The 17,365-nt window shown below is 51.7% G+C and carries 9 protein-coding genes, 1 tRNA gene and 3 pseudogenes; 8 read left to right on the forward strand and 5 right to left on the reverse strand.

All coding sequences use genetic code 11. The features are described from left to right. Nucleotides 1-64: 64 nt before the first annotated feature. From D1646_RS12545 to D1646_RS23310, 5 genes are all read left to right on the forward strand, one after another. On the forward strand, nucleotides 65-982 hold the full coding sequence (locus tag D1646_RS12545; protein ID WP_160636790.1) for a diguanylate cyclase: 918 nt from the start codon (nucleotides 65-67) through the stop codon (nucleotides 980-982). Continuing rightward, nucleotides 972-1,682, forward strand: coding sequence for a PilZ domain-containing protein (locus tag D1646_RS12550; protein ID WP_243154157.1), 711 nt, complete (start codon nucleotides 972-974; stop codon nucleotides 1,680-1,682). The genes D1646_RS12545 and D1646_RS12550 overlap by 11 nt, the downstream gene beginning before the upstream one ends. Further along, entirely contained in the window at nucleotides 1,682-4,816 is a 3,135-nt protein-coding gene (locus D1646_RS12555; RefSeq protein ID WP_160636791.1) for a hypothetical protein, read from the forward strand. Before D1646_RS12550 ends, D1646_RS12555 begins: the two co-directional genes overlap by 1 nt. Before the next feature lie 4 nt (nucleotides 4,817-4,820). Continuing rightward, a complete protein-coding gene (locus D1646_RS23730; RefSeq protein WP_347565205.1) occupies nucleotides 4,821-6,056 on the forward strand; it encodes a SpaA isopeptide-forming pilin-related protein in 1,236 nt (411 codons plus the stop codon). A 975-nt stretch (nucleotides 6,057-7,031) separates the two neighbouring features. Next, nucleotides 7,032-7,139 (forward strand): hypothetical protein, encoded by a 108-nt coding sequence (locus tag D1646_RS23310; RefSeq protein WP_243154159.1) that lies wholly within the window; start codon nucleotides 7,032-7,034, stop codon nucleotides 7,137-7,139. Between the two features lie 509 nt (nucleotides 7,140-7,648). Here the strand turns inward: D1646_RS23310 and D1646_RS23315 are convergent. Then, nucleotides 7,649-7,828, reverse strand: a pseudogene (locus D1646_RS23315) (IS630 family transposase); the annotation flags it as partial. Between the two features lie 803 nt (nucleotides 7,829-8,631). Between D1646_RS23315 and D1646_RS12570 the strand changes: the two are divergent. Next, nucleotides 8,632-9,407 (forward strand): annotated as a pseudogene (locus D1646_RS12570) (IS5 family transposase). A 12-nt stretch (nucleotides 9,408-9,419) separates the two neighbouring features. Here D1646_RS12570 and D1646_RS12575 read toward each other — a convergent pair. The 3 genes and pseudogenes from D1646_RS12575 to D1646_RS12580 form a co-directional block, all read right to left on the reverse strand. Then, nucleotides 9,420-9,722: a recombinase family protein gene (locus D1646_RS12575; RefSeq protein ID WP_243154160.1), complete on the reverse strand. Its 303-nt coding sequence runs from the start codon at nucleotides 9,720-9,722 to the stop codon at nucleotides 9,420-9,422. Next, nucleotides 9,695-9,805: pseudogene (locus D1646_RS23975) on the reverse strand (hypothetical protein); the annotation flags it as partial. The pseudogene D1646_RS23975 and the gene D1646_RS12575, both read right to left, overlap by 28 nt. 190 nt (nucleotides 9,806-9,995) lie before the next feature. Next, a tRNA-Ser gene (locus tag D1646_RS12580) sits at nucleotides 9,996-10,085 on the reverse strand. A gap of 95 nt (nucleotides 10,086-10,180) precedes the next feature. Here D1646_RS12580 and D1646_RS12585 point away from each other — a divergent pair. Both D1646_RS12585 and D1646_RS12590 read left to right on the forward strand, forming a co-directional pair. Beyond that, nucleotides 10,181-10,384 (forward strand): hypothetical protein, encoded by a 204-nt coding sequence (locus tag D1646_RS12585; protein ID WP_160636792.1) that lies wholly within the window; start codon nucleotides 10,181-10,183, stop codon nucleotides 10,382-10,384. A gap of 113 nt (nucleotides 10,385-10,497) precedes the next feature. Next, the gene (locus D1646_RS12590; RefSeq protein ID WP_160636793.1) at nucleotides 10,498-11,445 is read left to right on the forward strand and encodes a tyrosine-type recombinase/integrase; all 948 of its coding nucleotides are present in this window, start codon (nucleotides 10,498-10,500) and stop codon (nucleotides 11,443-11,445) included. 147 nt (nucleotides 11,446-11,592) lie between these two features. On the opposite strand, the gene D1646_RS12595 is transcribed toward D1646_RS12590, so the two are convergent. Next, nucleotides 11,593-17,343 (reverse strand): phage tail tape measure protein, encoded by a 5,751-nt coding sequence (locus D1646_RS12595; protein ID WP_160636794.1) that lies wholly within the window; start codon nucleotides 17,341-17,343, stop codon nucleotides 11,593-11,595. Nucleotides 17,344-17,365 lie beyond the last annotated feature (22 nt).

Consider the following 17,365-nt stretch of genomic DNA (forward strand, 5'->3'; position numbering starts at 1 on the left):
ACAACATAAGGGAAATTAGGTTGTTTTGAGGATAGTTTGAGCAAATACAGTAAGGAGTGGAGTTATGGAAAAAATACTGATTGTCGATGATAGTCTGCTGCAAGCGACTCAGCTGAAGGCAATCATAGAGGACGAATATGACGTTACCATTGCACAGACAGCAGAAGATGGTCTGCGCAAAGTGAGTAATGAAGATTTTTCCCTCGTTCTGCTGGATGTCGTGATGCCGGAAATGGATGGGTTTACACTGCTGAAAAAGTTGCAGGAGGAAATCATCACTCAAAGCGTCCCGGTCATTTTGATCACCAGCCTTTCGGATGTGGAAAATGAACAGCGCGGGCTTATTTTAGGGGCCGTGGATTATATTACAAAGCCATATATTCCCCTAATCGTCAAAGCGAGAGTGAACACCCACGTCAAGCTGTACCGATACCGCAGGCAGATTGAAGAACAGTCTATGACCGATCAGCTGACCGAGGTCGCAAACCGCCGCAGATATGACCGTTACAGCTTGACGAAATGGCACGAAGCGGCCCGACTGCACGTCCCCTTTTCCGTCTGTATGTTTGATATTGACCATTTCAAAGTGTATAACGACACATTTGGACACCCAGCCGGGGACAAAGTAATCGCCGCCGTGGCAAAAACAATTTCCTCCCATTTGAAACGCAGCACAGACTTCGTGGCCCGTTACGGAGGAGAAGAATTTGTGGCGATCTCTATGGGTGAATCCTCTGAAAAAATGTTTGAACATCTGCAAAAAATCCGGCAGGCTATAGAAGATTTACACATTCCGCACAATCCGAAGGTATCCCAATGGGTCACCGTCAGCATAGGAGGCGTTACCGTGATCCCCGAAACGGGAAGCGCCTATGACGTTCACCTGAAAATTGCTGATACAATGCTGTACGACGCCAAAAAAGGTGGACGCAACCAAGTCGTCTGGGCTGACGAACAGTTTAAGCAGAGATTTGAAAGATAAATTCGGGAGAGACAATATGAAACGATTCAATTTATTTGGAAGGAAAACGGACACGCCGCCTCAAAAGATTGAAGATGACGAGGACGAGCTGGAAATCTATTCGGGGATGCGGGTAGAGGTAACGGCTATGGATGGCCGTATGCTTTTTGTGGCAAAGCTGATGGGCCTGCACGGGAATCAGGCGGAATTGCATCAATATTCGGAAGCTGACATTTCTCAGGAGGAACCCTTTCCTGTTAGAATCCGCGGGTACAGCGACCGGGATCGAAAGGCAGTCTACATGGAGGGCGTGATCGCGCCTCTGCCGCAAAATAAATGTTCCGTCACAGAATTGACAGTATGCCGGATTGGAAACGACCGCGCCTTTTTCCGCCTTGACACAAATCTTGACGCCACCGCAACCATGTTCAGCGGTTTGTCGATAGGTGAAAGGCCGTGCAAGCTGCTGAATATCAGCATAGGCGGAGCCTGTATCAGCTCGGAGTGCAGATACTATGACGGCGATAAGTTTTTGCTGAAAGTCAGGCTGTTAGAGGACAGGCCGGAATCTGCTATGTTCAGCCAGGTCATGCGCGTCATTGAAAAGGGAAAAGATGGTTTTGTATACGGATGCCGGTTTCTGGAACTGACCGATGCCGATCAGGAGAAAATTACACAAAACATTTTCGCGGTGCAAAGGCAGAAAATGGGACGGTCTTAATGATTCGACAAAAAGGAGAATATGAAATGGGTATGTTTCATCGTCACAGCCGGGGCGGCAAACGACTCCAACGGAAACCCAAATCCAAACACAATTCAGGAGTACGGCTTGCCGCACTCCTTTTGTGCTTGTCTATGTTGACGGGCTTTCTCCCCGCCCTGACGCGGGCCGCGGACGGAGGGCCGCTGCTTTCCGGCATTGTAACATTTGGCAGCATAACCCTCCATTATGCCGGTGCCGATGGCCAGTCAGTAGGTGCAGCAGTTCCAGACAATGCTTTGCTAAAAAGAGATGATAAGCTGATCCTGCGCTATACATATGCAATTTCGGAAGGACAGTGTGAACAGATTACAGCAGGAACGAACTATTACCTGGAAGTATCTCCCCATTTGGTATTGCCTAATTTGAGTAGCGGGCCGGCTTTGACGATTGAAACCGATAAGGGTTCAGTAGAATTTGGCAAAATCTATGCCGATGGCAGCAGCGCATGGGTCACATTTGACGCAAAGGCGGACGGAAGCGGCACAATTTTATCGGATTATGGAGAACTCCAGGATGCTTATTTTTATTTGAACTGTGCCCGGGCGGGAGCGGTTCCTCCAGGAGAAAACCCCATAGACGGAAACAGCAACCTCTACGCGATGAAGTTTGAAAACAACACACAACTCAACTTCGGCTATGCGGAAAACGAGCCGGTAACGGCAAAGGCGCAGATCAACAAGGGCGGCAGCTTAAAGGACAAAACGATTACTTGGACAATCGACTATACCCCGTGGCAGAACCCCGCCCCAAATGACCCTGTGGCACTTGACACCCCCTTTGAACTGCGGGACACCATTAATACCTCCTTGCACAGCTACGTCAATAATAGCGTAACGATAGACAGTCAAAAGGTTACAGCCTATACTTCCCGTGAACAAATTCAAGGCAGCGAGAATGTGTATGTAGTTGTAGAAACGCCAGCGGACGGCGGCAATACAACCTTGACATTCGGCGGCACGAGATTCAACGCAGGTCAGGCTACACAAGGACAACCGGCAAAACCGTTGTCGATTACCTATCAGACCTCTATCAACGACGATCTTCTCCTGCCGGGCGGTACGGGTAGCAAGAGCGTAACGAATGCCGCAGATTTATTTGCCGGTGAAGGTGGCGTGTTCAACAGCTTGAACATCAGCAGCAGCAAGACCGTAGCTATTCCCCAACCCACATGGCTGACAAAGGAGGGGCACACCACCCGCAATCCCGGAAAGGGCTCTACTACTGATTGGACAGTTACATTCCAGCCGAATGGCTTTACGTTTACCAATGATAACAGCTTGACGCTTCACGATCAACTTCCTAATGGCAGTACATTGGTGGATGGCTCGGTGAAAGTGGATGGAGCAGCCGTAACAGCGACAGCCGGAACAAATAACGATTTTACCATTTCCCCAATTATAACGAATAGCCAGCCTGTTGCCATCACTTATCAGAGCCATGTGCCGGAGGATATGTACGACAACGGCACAAACCTGGGCAGCAATATCGCATGGTTTACATTTGCTTACAACGGTTCGCCCTATTCCACACCCAAGGCCACAACGCCCGTTGGCAGCGGGGATGGCAGCGGAACTCCCGGCACGGCCACGCTGGTCAAGACAACCAATGGTTATAACGCAAATGATCGGACGATTGAATGGATGGTGACAATAAATCCCCACAAGGCCAATCTCCGAAGAGGTACGTTTACAGATGATTTGAGCGCCATTGGCCCTCAGTGTCCCGTTGGACATACCAGCGGCCTGGAATTGGTGAACGGTACAAATGCTATTGCAGTCAAAATCAATGGGAACGCCCCAACAGACAATGAACAGGCACTTATAAATTTACAATACAGTCAGCAGGTACTTACGATCACTGTCGGAGAAATCGGCGCGAAAACTATCACCCTCACCTACACCACAAAAGTATGTGACCCCTGTATTTTTGCAAACAACACAGCAAAAACAGCGTTCAAAAACACCATTTCAACAAATGATATGATTCTCGGAAGTCAGACTACCACCGGGCGAAGCGCCAGTGCCGAGAGCACAGCAAATGTCAGCGCCACGGTCTTGACCAAGAAAGCGCCGGTCTATGACTATGCCAGCGGTACGATGAGATGGACGGTAGAGGTGGATGCGGCGGGGCTGTCTATGGCCGATGTGGTCTTAACAGATGATCTGCCCACCGGCTTGACCTATGTGGAGAACTCCCTCAGCACCGATCCGGAAATTTCAGGCGCATCAGCGAATGTGAATGGTCAAACGATGAGTATCAATTTGGGTACTGTCACAGGAAAGACGACCATCACGTTTGATACCAGAGTTGACCCGGAGATTTTAGGCTTCGGCGGTGATAAGCCAGTCGTGGTGGAGAACACCATCTGCATGAACGGAAAGGCGGACGGAGTTGAATTTGCGGAGGTTTCTCACCGCGTTCAACAGAACTTTTCCAATCACGGTCTTGTCAAAAGCAGTACGGCAGACAGCAAGCAGGAGCTGATCCAGTATGAGGTGTTGATTAACCCATACCACCTTGCCCTCCCGGAAAAGCCTTCTCTTGTGGATACGCTGGACAAACGGCTCCAGTTGGACACTGATACGCTGCGTTTCTACAAGGCAACCCTGACAGGAACAACAGCGAGTAAAGATCAAAAGCCCGGATATATAAAAGACGGAACCGGCCAGCCGCTGAAAGTTACCGGCTTTGACCCAGATACAAACAGCTTTACCGTGCAGCTTCCTATCAGCGCCGATAGCCGGGACGCCTATGTGCTGACCTATACGGCGGATATTATGGATTATCAGGCGGGCGGTTACAGCAACAACGTCCGTTTTGATGGCGGCGACCTTCTGCTGGGCGGCAACAAAAACAACAGCGCCTCCGTCGGTGGCGGCGGAGGCGGAGGGGGCGGCGGCGTAGCTGCCCGGAAAGCTGCCATTTCCATTGTCAAGGCCGACAGTGAAACGCAAGCCCCGCTTTCCGGCGTGTCCTTCCTGTTATACCAATGGGACAGCGACAGCAATACAAGGGGCCTGCCTTTTGCCCAGGGGAAAACCGACAGCCAAGGAAAGCTGTCGTTTAAGGTAAAAACCCGGCGCGGTTTATGAGTTGGTGGAAACCGAAAGTATTCCCGGATACGGCAGCGCCTTTGGATGGAGCGATCCCCTCCCTAACGGTGTAAGTAAAACGGACGGCGGCCTGCTGATTACAGCGGGCGCGGCAAAATCGGAGCTGAAACTGGAATTGACGAATGAGGCCCATACAACCGATATTGTATTCCGGCTGGTCAATGAATCCGGCATCCCGATGGCAGGCGAGAAAGTGAAGATTTTCACGTCTGACCCCACTGGTCAACCTAATCCGACCCCGGCAAATGAAGCAACTGTTTCCTCTGATGGAACAGTCAAATTCCCTGGGATGCGCCGTGGAGCAACCTACTATGTTCAGTGTCCTGGCGGCGGAATTATGACCGTGGAAGTTCCCTCCTGGGTTAATGACGATCCAAAGGTAAAATTGCCCGATGGCACATCAGTAACGCTTACAGCGGATTATCAGGCCACAGGTATCACAGAGCAAGAGCGGCAGTGGGCATTCACTGTCAATAAAGTAATCAGTGGAGGCACAACACCTCTGGCCGGGGCAACCATTGGGCTGTATGCGGACGCGGCTTGCCAGATATTGATTAAAACAGGTATTAGCGGACAGGATGGAACTGTCACTTTTTCGGGGCTGATCAAAGGTCAAAGCTATTGGCTGAAAGAAACGGCAGCGCCATCCAATTATAATTTGGATGCTGCGGTCTATGAGGCCAGTGAACAAAATCCTGCTGTGACAATCACAAATACCCCCAAAGTGCCGCCTGTAAATCCAGATCAACCCATTGACCCTGGCACTCCCGGCGAGCCGGGTACTCCCGGCGAACCGGGTACACCCAGCGAACCGGGTACCCCCAGCGAACCGGGCACCCCCAGCGAACCGGGTACTCCCGGCAAACCGGGCACCCCCAGCGAACCGGGTACTCCCGGTAAACCGGGCACCCCCAGCGAACCGGGTACTCCCAGCGAACCGGGCACTCCCAGCGAACCGGGCACTCCCAGCGAACCGGGCACTCCCGGTAAACCGGGCACCCCCGGCGAACCGGGCACCCCCAGCGAACCAAGCACACCCGGCGAATCTGTTACTCCAGAATCTCCCGGCAGTGAAGGCATCTCAACAGGCAACCCAAATATCCCGCAAACAGGCGATCATACACAGCTTTTGATTGTGGGCACACTACTTTCAGGAATTGCGCTGGTGACGATGACATTATACCGATTTTTTGGGCAAAAGAAGCGTGAAAAAGAGTAAAATATTTCAATGTTTCTATAGCCTAATCTTAGGCAGCTTATTTCTGGACTACTGCACCAACGAGGACAGCGTTCACCTGATTGTTTATGGACATCATGGAGCGGGCGGGAAAATATTCGGCCTGTTAAAACAATATGAATCGCAGGATTACTTTTTGGCTCACAAAACACTGACCGTAGCTACATCGGATGCTGTATATATCAGCCCATTTTTTAGTACGGCGGGTAGAGGCAGATGGTAATGCTGATCAGTTGGAGTTCGAGGATAACAACAGCCTGATAGACTATATCAAGCTGCGGCGGAATCACTCTATCAGATTGACATAGAGTTGGAGGATGCAGCAAGGGTATTGGCATTATCGACCTGTACTGGCTTGCACAATCAGCGTTTTATTGTGCAGGCAGTATTACCAATTAGGTAATCATCGAAAAGCGGGGTGGAGCTTTCGCCCCGCTTTTCGATACATTTCAATTCGAATTATGTCGAAGATGTGACTCAAATTGCGACATATTTCGGAAAGAAGGAAGACATTTGACATAACATACAGTGGTTGACCGTAGGACTGTCTGACAAGTTGATTGCGGCCCTACAAACCCTGATTATCCAGTATGATTTGAATTTCACCGCATCTGCAACCACGCGAGAGGCAAGCCACTTACTTGAACAACGGGTATTTCACCTATTGATTATCGGTATGGACTATCTTCGTAATACCCAACAAGCCGACATATATTCGATGCATCAGTTTTGTGCCTTTTATTGTCCTATCCAGAATCCCAAATCAAGATGTGAGCAATATGATCCAACTCGGCGCAGATATGTGCATTTCGGGGCTCCCCTTTTCAGTGATTGAATCATACCTACGCCCAAATTCGGCGATATACCGAATACAACCACTATAACGACCCGGCCCACGCGGAAACCGGACAGCCTGTTAATCTGCGCCACCAGGAATTTTTCTTACTGCTTTACTTTATGCGAAATCCTAACATCGTACTGACTGCCAGACAAATATGTGAAAATGCCTGGGGGATGGAGTACACCCAGCCTATAGACCGTGCCGTCCATGAACTGCGAAAATAAATCGAGTCGAATCCGCGCCAACCCCGCTATATTCAGACTGTTTACCGTATGGGCTACCGTTTTACGGCATATTCCGGCAAAACTTGCGAACGATAGGAGAATAATAGGAGATTTCCGGGAGAAGTTTTTGCTACCATCTTCCCATCTGCGATAGGAGGATGGCGCCAAGCAAAAACACTATGTCCAATTAAAAATATTATGCCAGCAAAGAAAGGCCGCGGCCCTTTTTTGTTCGTCAAAACTCCCGTATTCGTATGGGGAATCGTGGAATTTCATTATTTCTCAACATTGGGGACAGGCCAAAGAAAACATCGTTTTTTATAGCCTTTTAGCGAAAAAGCACTGCTTTCGCCTGAACCGAGCAGAGACCCCCTTAATATCCATTGTATTCCCAGCTTGTTTCTACTTCCTCGAAGTGTTCTACAATTTTCTGCTTTTCCATACTTTCTATTTTAACTCTTTTGATCCGCTTTTGCAAAATTGATTTCCGTAGCTTTGCTCAGTCACTTCTCAGGCGTATATGGTGGGATATAGAAAAAGACAATATTATCCGGCAAATTCAATCCGCCAGACTTGTGCCATGCGGCGCTGTCGCAGCAAAGCAAAATCACATCATCCGGATATTGCTCGGATAATTGTTTCAGAAAGATGTTCATACATGTTGTGTTGCAATAGGGCATGATAAGAAAGCATCTGTCTTTTCGGCAATTTCCGCTAAAAATATGAAAAACACCACATTTCCATGTGGTGTTTTTCGCCTGCATCTTTTTTGGCGACACGGGTTGGCAGTGCCGAACACTTTCGATACTCCGATTTATAAAAATATTTTTGGATTAAAACAAATAAAAATGATATTTATACCCAAGAGATATTAAGATTCGAGCAATTCATCTACAATTCTTTGTAAAAGTGAGCATTTACACTCTTTAATTATGTAAATCGTTGGTTATATCTATTGATAACGTACAGCCAATGCGCATTTGTAACGGACAATAACGATCGATTGTCCAAGTTTTTCCTTGTCGTGATTCCCCATATACTACTATAATATTATTGCTTGCTAACTCATTCAAAAATCTCTCATGTATTCCACGTTCTACAAAGGTTGGACAATTGTGTGGAAGTTGTTCTGTGCATCCAAAAACATCCTGTACACTATATACTGGATGAAAGAAAAATTTGTTATATATTTTTTGGATAATCCCATTGAACGACATATTATACACCTTGTTCAATCAGTATTTGTCTATATTTAGCTTCATGGAACTTTAAGCAATCGATGATTTAAATTATTATATCATAATTCGACAATAAATGCAAGTCATAGAAGCTCTTGGGGAATGTCCAGACACAAAGTCAAAAGAAAAAGGTATTACTTCGTTTTTACGGGGTATCACTCTGTCTTTCTTTTCTCTCTAGCTAGATAGTGTCTACACAAGGGGAAGGGATTGTGATAGAATAGCAACAACTTATGAGGACAGGGGAGAGAAAGATGGATGCTACCTATCACAGACATGACATAAACGATAAAGTGTGGGCGTTGCTTGAACCCCATTTACTAGAACAACGAGTTCAGTAGGGAGGAATCGCCCAGGATAACCGTCGTTTTATCAATGTGGTGTTTTGAGTATTGCAAAAACCGGAGCACCCTGGCGTAACTTGTCTCCCGATTACGGGAAGTGGGGCAGCGTTCATCAGAGGTTCATCCGTTGGCGCAGAAAAGATGTTTGGGAAAACTTCTGGAAATTCTGATTGATGATCTAGATTATGAATGGCTGATGATCGACGCCAGCCATATTAAAGTACATCCCCAAGCAGCAGAAGCTAAGGGCGGCAATCAGGCTATGTCCAGAACAAAAGGGGGCTCAACACCAAAATACATCTGGCTGTGGATGCGAATGGTATGCCTGTCCGAATCCTTGTTACAGAAGGAAGCCGAGCGGATTGTAAAGAAGCTGTCCACCTGATAGAAGGTATTTCCGCACAAACCCTACTGGCAGACCGGGGTTATGACACAAACGATATTCTGTCCCATGCGGTTTCAGCGGAGATGGAACCCGTGATTCCACCGAAGAAGAACGGGAAAGAACAACGTGACTATAATAAATATCTCAATAACTCTATAAACTACGTCACCTGGTAGAAAACTGCTTTCTATCTCTGAAACGCTGGAGAGGTATTGCCACTCGCTACGCCAAGACCTCGGATGCTTTTATAGCTGCAGTGTACGTTCGCTGTATCGCTATTTTGGTTGCTATTCATGCTTAACTCATGTAGACGCTATCTAGAACGGCTGAATTTTTCCTGTTGTACCGCCATGAACATCTCATCAGAAATAATAGCCTCATGGATGTCGGCGTAAAGATACTGATTTATGAGGCCATTGTTTTTTATTTGAGCTACACCAGCGCTGACCGTTTTCTGGAGCAGTACCCATCCTGTGTATTTTTCATTGGACAGCAGTTTGTTGAGTGCCTCCCGGTTCCATTTGGACTTGCCAGTGGGGGAGCGGATGTTTTTGCTTCCAAGGCAGATGCGATTTTTCCCAAACTGTCGCCATGGAGGTAACGTTCGAAAATCCAGCGGACAACAGTGGCTTCATCGGGATTGATTGTTACTTGGCCGTTCAGCCCAATGTCATAGCCATAGCACCTGCGTTGGGCCATTTTAGAGGTACCCCCTTGGAAACCCTTTCGCAGGCCATCTTTGAATTACTTGACTCTTACGTAACGAATCCATCATGATTTACCTCAAAAAACAAAAATGCCACAGTAAAATCACTGCGGTGCCAGGGAATTACAAATGTATATAAAAAGAAAGTTGACAAATTTCTTGTCGAAACTTGTCAACTTATCTTGGCGCAGTAGGAGGGATTCGAACCCTCGAGCCCTTATCAGGCTACACGATTTCCAGTCGTGCTCGTTATGACCACTTCGATACTACTGCATCTGTCATGCTGTTGTTTTGGACTGCCTGTACAACATCATGTATTATACCAGCTTTTTCCCAATAGTCAAGTCTTTTTTTTGAAAAAATTCATTTTGAAAATGAAAAACATCAAGTTCAAGCTGTGCAAGTTGATTCTGGAGCGCTTCAAGGCCTACACGGAGGAACGGCTTCTCGGCCGCCGCATGGAAAAGGTCAAGATCATCCGCCAAAGGGATATCGCCGATGTGTGCGCTCTGTTTGGGGTGAACTATTGGAAGATGTTCCGCGCCATCCACCAGGACTATGTGATTTCTTGAGGCGGCGCCGGTCTGGCAGTACAACGACAAGACGGCGGCGCGTCTCCCGGCGATGATCCCCCGCCCAGTAGGGGCGGCCTCCAGGCCGCAATGGAAAAGTAAAGGAGAAGATTATGCCCACGATTGAGCAATTCACCGCCGCGCTTCCGGCGTATAAGAGCTACTGTTTGACGCTGTCCCCGGCGACCCAGGCGCTGAAGGACTGCACACTGGGGCTGTTTGTGGAGTACATGTCTAAGGAACACCCCGGGCAGGAGATCACCAAGAAGATGATCCTGGGCTTCCGCCGCTCCCTGTACGGGATGGCCCCCAACAGTATCGCCCAGTATATGCGGCAGGTTTCCACGGCCTTCACTTTTATGGCGGAGATGGATTTGTGGGAGGGGGCGAATCCGGTAAGCCGCCACTTGATTGGCAGAGAGAAGTACAAGCCCTATGACAGTCTCCTGACGGACGCGGATATTCAGCGGATTCTTCGGGATGAGCGCCCAGAGCTTATGACCGGGCGTGTGTACCTGCGGGCACGGGCCATGTCTTTGTTGCTTCTGACCTCAGGGCTGCGCTTGTCGGAGCTGATGGCGCTGACTCCGGAGGACCTGGACTGGGAGCAGGGGAGAGCCACAGTCCGCCACGGCAAGGGGGACAAGTGGCGGGTGGTCCCGTTCCACGAAATCGCCCAAGAGGCGGTACGGACGTACATGGAGCGCCTGCGAAAAGGCTGCCCGGAGGGAATGCCCCTGTTTGTGGGGACGCTGAAGAAGGGGGGCTTCAAAAAGCTGACCAAGCGGACCGTGGAGTACAACATCGGCGATTTCATTGAGGGGATGACGGGCCGGACAGATATCTCCCCCCACGACCTGCGCCACGCTATGGCGTCCTGGCTGGTGTCGTCCGGCATGAATATGCGGGAAGTGCAGACGCTGCTGGGCCACACCAGTATCCAGACCACTGAGCGCTATGCCTCCCTGGTAGCGCCGGATACCCTGCCAGTCCGCAACGCCAACCAGGTGATGAATATTGCCTTTGGCCGGCCGGAGCCGGTGGAGCAGGCGCCGGTCTGAAACGAGTGAAAAACGCACGGAGCGATGAAGCGCCGTGCGTTTTATTATGCGGGGTGTCCAAGTTGGACACCGGCTTCCCCTGCCCGTTTCGTTCTCGCTGCATTCTGGGATAGAGCCCCTGGTTTAGCCGCCGGGAATGCCGGTGCGTCAGGTGCCCATGTGCAGACCAACGAGCTGAAGAGTTTCAGACAGCGGTCTGTGTACCATGCTGCTGCCGATGGTGACGCCGTTCATGGTGATAGAATGGTCGTCGACAGAGCTGGTGGTGGCGGTCCCACCAGTCGTATTGTAGGATGTCTCATAGCTCCGGGTGGTAGAGTAAATACCATTCTGCGCGGCGTAGGTGTCCCACCCATCGTTCTCCAGATCTTCCAGAGACATGGACCGGACGCCGGAACGGTAGCCGCTATTCCAGTCGTCGTCATAGACCCCCGGCTTGACTGTCGCGCCATGGGGGCCGTAGTCAAAGATATCCCACTGACCGTTTTCGTAGTGGGCCCCGATAAGCGCCCCCAGCCGCTGGTTTTCCTCATAGAGCCTGGCCTGTTCAGCGGGGGAGGCATTGGCATAGGCTTGACCATTGGCCAGCATCTGGTCAATAATTTCCCGTCGGGTCATCCCGGAGCCACCGTTGCCCCAGCTGTCGTCCGGGTCGTACCCGCTGCCGGCGGTTACATCGTCCAGCACATACCCCAGCTCTCGGAGCAGCTCAGTCACCCGGTCCACCTGCGTGGCCATGGCGGGGGTGCCATACCGGGCGATATCGTTGAGAATGTCGCTCAGGTCCCGGGCGGGCGCTTCAATACTCTTCCGGATATCGTCCCACCGGTCCATCCAGTCGTCATATTCCTGCTGAGCCTGTTTCTTGCGCGCCTCAGCGGCCTTTTTCTCTGCCTCCAGGGCGTCCAGCTGCTGGTTATACTGTTCTTTAAGGGCTTCGTAGTGGTCCTCCCAGGCCTCTTTTTCCCGTTCGTTCTGGTCAATCAGGTTCTGGAGGTGGTCCTGCCTGGCCTTGCTCTCCTTCTCAAAGGCGGAAATCTGCTTATTGATGGCGTCGATCTCCTTGTTGATAAGGTCTTTCTGCTTATCCAAGAGCTTTTTTTGTTCCTCCAGGGCCTTGATCTGCTCCTCCAGCCGCTTGAGAATGAGGTTATGGGCCTGCTCCTCCTTGTAGTCCTGGAGGTCCTTTTCGGCCTCCTCCTTGGCTTTTTCCGCCTCAGCGAGGGCCTTTTCCGCCTTTGCCACGGCCTCCTCATCGGCTCTCCAGGCCCACACGCCATCCTTGAGTGTGTAGATTGTCCGCTCATTTCGGGCGGTCTGGAGGGCCAGGAGCGCGTCCTGGACCTTCTTCTGCGCCTCCTCCACAGCCAGCTCTTTCTTCTGAAGCTCCAGTGCCTCCTGCTCCAGCTTCTTCTGTTCGTCCCAAGCGTCCTTGATCTGGCCGTATTCCTCGTTAAGGTCGTCCAGCTGGTCCTGGATTTCGTCTATTTGGTCATCCAGACCGGGGATGTAGGTTTTAATCGTGCCATCGGGATTGACGGTGTAATAGCCGTTGATCTGGTTGGAGAGGGTTTCCCGGCGCTCCTCCAGGGGGGCCGTCAGAGCTTCCAGCCGCTTTTTCTCCGCCTCCAGCTGGGCGTTCAGTTCCTTGAGAACTGCGTTGATGGGCTTTAAAATGCCCTCAAGCTCCTTGTCATACTGCTCCAGAATATCGTTGATACGGTCCATCTGGTCCTCGATGCCGTCGATTTCATCCTGAACAGCATCAATGCCGTCCTTCGCCTTGTCGAAAATATCGTCAAAGGCGTCTTCCAGCTCTTTCCAGAGATTGTCCTGAATGTCCCGAATGGCGTCCTTGTCGCTCCAGACCTGCTCCTGAATGTCTCGAATACTGGCGTCGTTGGAGCCGTTGACATTGTTGGCCTGAAGGATGTTCATGGCGGCCTGCGCCTGGGCAATGCGCTGGGCGTAGATCTCAATGCGCTGGGCCACTGTGCCGGTGGTGCGGCCCAGCTCTTCGATTTTATGCGCGCTTTCGTTGATATAATCGTCAAAGTGGTCCTTGAGGTTGTCGAAGACACGGGCCATTTTCTCCTGGTAGTCCCACCAGGCGTCCCCCAGCTCCCGCATAAAGTCCTCATTCTCCCGCACGCCCTGGGCGCGATAGCGGTCGGCCAGTTCATGGACCTCCTGCTGCATCTGCCGGTATTGCTCTACCATCGCTTTGTCATCTGCGGCAATCTGCTCCAGGGTTCGGTCCTTTTTGCCCAGCAGTTCAAAGTCCTTTTCCAGGCGGTCATGCCGGGCCAGGAGTTTGTCGTTGAGGTCCTTGTAAATACTCTCAATGTCATCTGCCAGGCCCCGATATAGAATTTTGAGTTGGTTTACCTCGTCGGAAGCGGCATCTTTTCCCTGGCGGATAAAATCCTTCTGCGCGGCAAGAATCTTCTCCTGCATCCCCTGGAGATTTTTAACCCGCTGGCCGGCGGTGTCGCTGTCGGAGCGCTCCAGTACCTGGTTGGTGCGTTTGGTGATCTCCTCCAGCTTCTTCAGCGCCTCAATCTGGGTCTCATACCAGTCCTTGGCCGACCCGCCGCTCTTTGAGCTGGAAGATTTGGAGGACTTGTTGAGGCTGACCTGGAAGGAGTCCAGAACATCCTGCATGGCCTGTTCTGCCTGTTTTGCCCGGACCTCATTCACCGCGTCAGTGACCGCGCCCTGGACGGCCCCCATGAACTTAGAGGATGACAGGGCGGACACCGCACCGCCAAAAATTCCGGACAGGGCGGAATACATTCCTGAAATGGCCCCCGCAGTCTGCTGGGCCTTTGTTAACATGGCATCCTGCGCGTTGGAAAAAGCGGCTTGAATCTTTTTGAATATATTTATCTGCTGATTCTTTCCGTTTTCTGCCGCCTGGACCTGCTGGTTCTGTGCATTTTCCGCAATGGCGGTTTTCAGCTCGGCGAAAGTCTTGTACCACCTTGCGTCAACCCCGTACTGGTCCGCCAACTTTTTTACCGTGCCGGCGTTACCGTCCAGCCAGGAGGAATAGAAATCCTCATTGCCCATCTCCTTCTCCAGCAGCGCCTTCTTGTAGGTGTTCACCTCAGCCTCATATGCGTTTTGGAGCGCTTGGCTGATCTCCTCCTGGGTTGCGAGGCCGGCCATTGCTTTCAGGACCACTTCGTCCAGGGCGTCGTCATACTTTCCCAGCAAGGAAATGAGGGTATTTGCAGACAGAGCACCGTTCTGCTTCAGCTCACTCTGGGCGTCCGACAGTGTTTGAGCACCGGCGGCACAATCGTTCAGGACTTGAGCCAAATCCTCCATGGCCTTCTGTGAGTCCTGGGCAGCGCCGCCTACGCCGTCTATTCCAGCTTCCGCTTCCTGGGCGGCCGCTGCGCTCTCGGTGAAGTACTGGGCCAGGATATCCAGAGCCCCCGCATTCCCCTCCAGCAGCGTTTTCAGTACAGGAAACTTGTCGATCAGCGTCTGCACCTCCTGCGTGGTGACGCTGCCGTCCGCCTGGATTTGTTTCAAAGCCTCGGCAAAGCGGCTCTGCTCCGCCTCGTCCATCTCTCCAACCAGTTCATTGAGCTGGTCGGTCAGGGCCTTGGCCGGATACATGGCCTCCCGGAGGGTCTCCAGCAATCCCATCCATTTGTCCTTGTCCGGGCCCTCTGGCAGGTTGTCCACGAGGTCATACAACTCCTTGTAGAACCCGGCCGATACATCCTTTGCGGCTTGAAATTCTTCCTCAATGGCCTTAATGGACCGGGCTTCTTCGTCGCTCCAGCTCCCGTCCCCGTGTGCGGAGAGGAATTGGTTTTTCTTCTCTGTCAGATTATCCAGCAGTCCCTCCAGATATTGAGCCTGTTTCTCGAATCCGGACAGCCGCCCCAAGTCGTATTCGATACTCTCCTGGCTGAGGGCTGGAGAGCTGGTCGCACTGTCTCTCCAGGGCTGATAGTTGTAGTTTGCCCCGGTGTATCCCTTGTTAAGAGACTTGTTGGTCTCCTCCTGCGCCGCCCGTTTTTTGGCCTCAGCCAGATCTTTCTGGAGGACGATCTGCCACTCCAGTTCCTCATTTTCTTTTTTCAGCCGGTCCAGCTCCTCCCGTTCCACCACAGTCAGGCTGTCTCCTCTGCTGTTCAGTTCTTCGATCCTGTCCTGGATTGTTTTCAGCTGGCTTTCCAAGCCCTCCAGAGCAGCTTGTTCCTTCTCGTACGCCGACACTGCGTCCGCCGTAGCCTGAGCCTGTTCCTCGATAGAGACAGTGAGCAGATCGAGGATTGTTATCACTGCCGTCAGTCCGACTGCAATAAATCCGATAGGCCCCAGGGCGGCATACAGAGCACCAGCCAGCCCCTTGATACCCACAGCAGCCCCCGCAGCGACGGACCCCGCGGCGCTCATCCTCCCGATCAGCCCTGTCAACCCCGAAAAGGCCCCCGTGATAGCCTGGCCCATAGAGGTAGCAGAAAATGTTTTTCCGGCTGCGTTGAGCAAGATTATCGCTGCGGTAAGGGCGGTGACCTGCGCTACGGCGCTGTCCAAGTCAGTGTTGGCAATTTCCAGCAGACCGTTGCCCACATCCAACAGGCCCATAGAGATGTCGCTGGCCTGGAAACCCTCGACGAACTGCGCCCACTGGGCGGTGAGACGGTTGCTCTTAGCCTCCCAGCCATTGAGGTAAATATCCAGTTCCCGGTCGGCGCTGCCCACGCTGTCCCGGTAGGTCTCCAGCATATCGTTATACATTTCGTAGTTGGAGATCAGCGCCATCAGCTGGTTAGAACGCACCTTGCCGCCCAGGGAGGCGACCACCTCCTGAAGCTGCGCCTCCGTAATAAGTCCCTGACGGTACTTTTCCGACATCTCCGCAATGACTTCCATGGGATTCCGGAGCGCCACCACACCGTCCTTGTATTCTCGTGTGGCGACATTTAACTTGTCCAGAGCGGCGGCGGTGCGTTGGATTTCGTCCTCTGTCCACCGCTCTCCGGTCTCGGCGTCAATCTCAATCTCGGTGCTGCCCTGGATGTTCAGAATAAGCGCACGCAGGGCACGGGCGGCGCTGTTTCCGCTCTCCTGAGTCACTGCGGTGATAGTGCCAATGGCGGCCACCGTCTCTTCCACCTTCATTCCGGCTTGGGCAGCCAGAGAAGAAACAATGCCCATGCCCCCCGCCATCTTCTCCACAGAAGTGGCGAACTGGTTGCCGATTTCGTTGGCTCCGTCCAGTACTCGGGTGAGCGAGTCGATATTGCCCTTGTACTTGTAGGCGGCATCCACGGCCAGCAGGAATTTATTGGCGGTTTCCTCGTTTACATTGCCTACCACCTGAGTTTTTGCGGACAGCTCGCCCAGGTCCTCGGAGAGAGCATTATAGCCCGCCTGCGCCCATTTGGTGACAGAGGCCAGGTAGTCAGAGGGGGTGGAGCCCAATGCCCCGGAGACCTCAAAGGCACTGTTTTTCATGCGCTCCATATCGGCGTTGGTGGCTTTGGTGACCTTCTGGACGGCCACCAGTTCCGCATTCATCTTTTTCAGCTCAGCCAGTGCGTCCCGGAGGTTTCCAGTAAAAGCACGGATGGTCATGCCTGCCAAACGGTCCCAAAGCAGGTTATACCGCAATTGGGTACGGGTCATATCCTCGGTGGTATCCCGCATATTCCTCTGCTGATTGGCGGCATCCCGCAGAGCATTTGAGGCGTTCTGAGCGGCGCCGCTCACTTGATTCATCCCTTGAGACAAGCCGTTCACATTGATATTTACGGTGCTTTGCTGCCGCAAGGCCGCCAGCACCCTGTCCAAGCGTTCCAATCGGGATATTTGGGCCTCTGTCGCCCTGGTGATCCCCACTTTCAGTCTTACAATTTCTTCTGCTGCCATTTGTGTCTCTCCTTTCAAAAAT

This window comes from Pseudoflavonifractor sp. 60 (assembly GCF_009911645.1).
GTDB lineage: Bacteria > Bacillota > Clostridia > Oscillospirales > Oscillospiraceae > Lawsonibacter.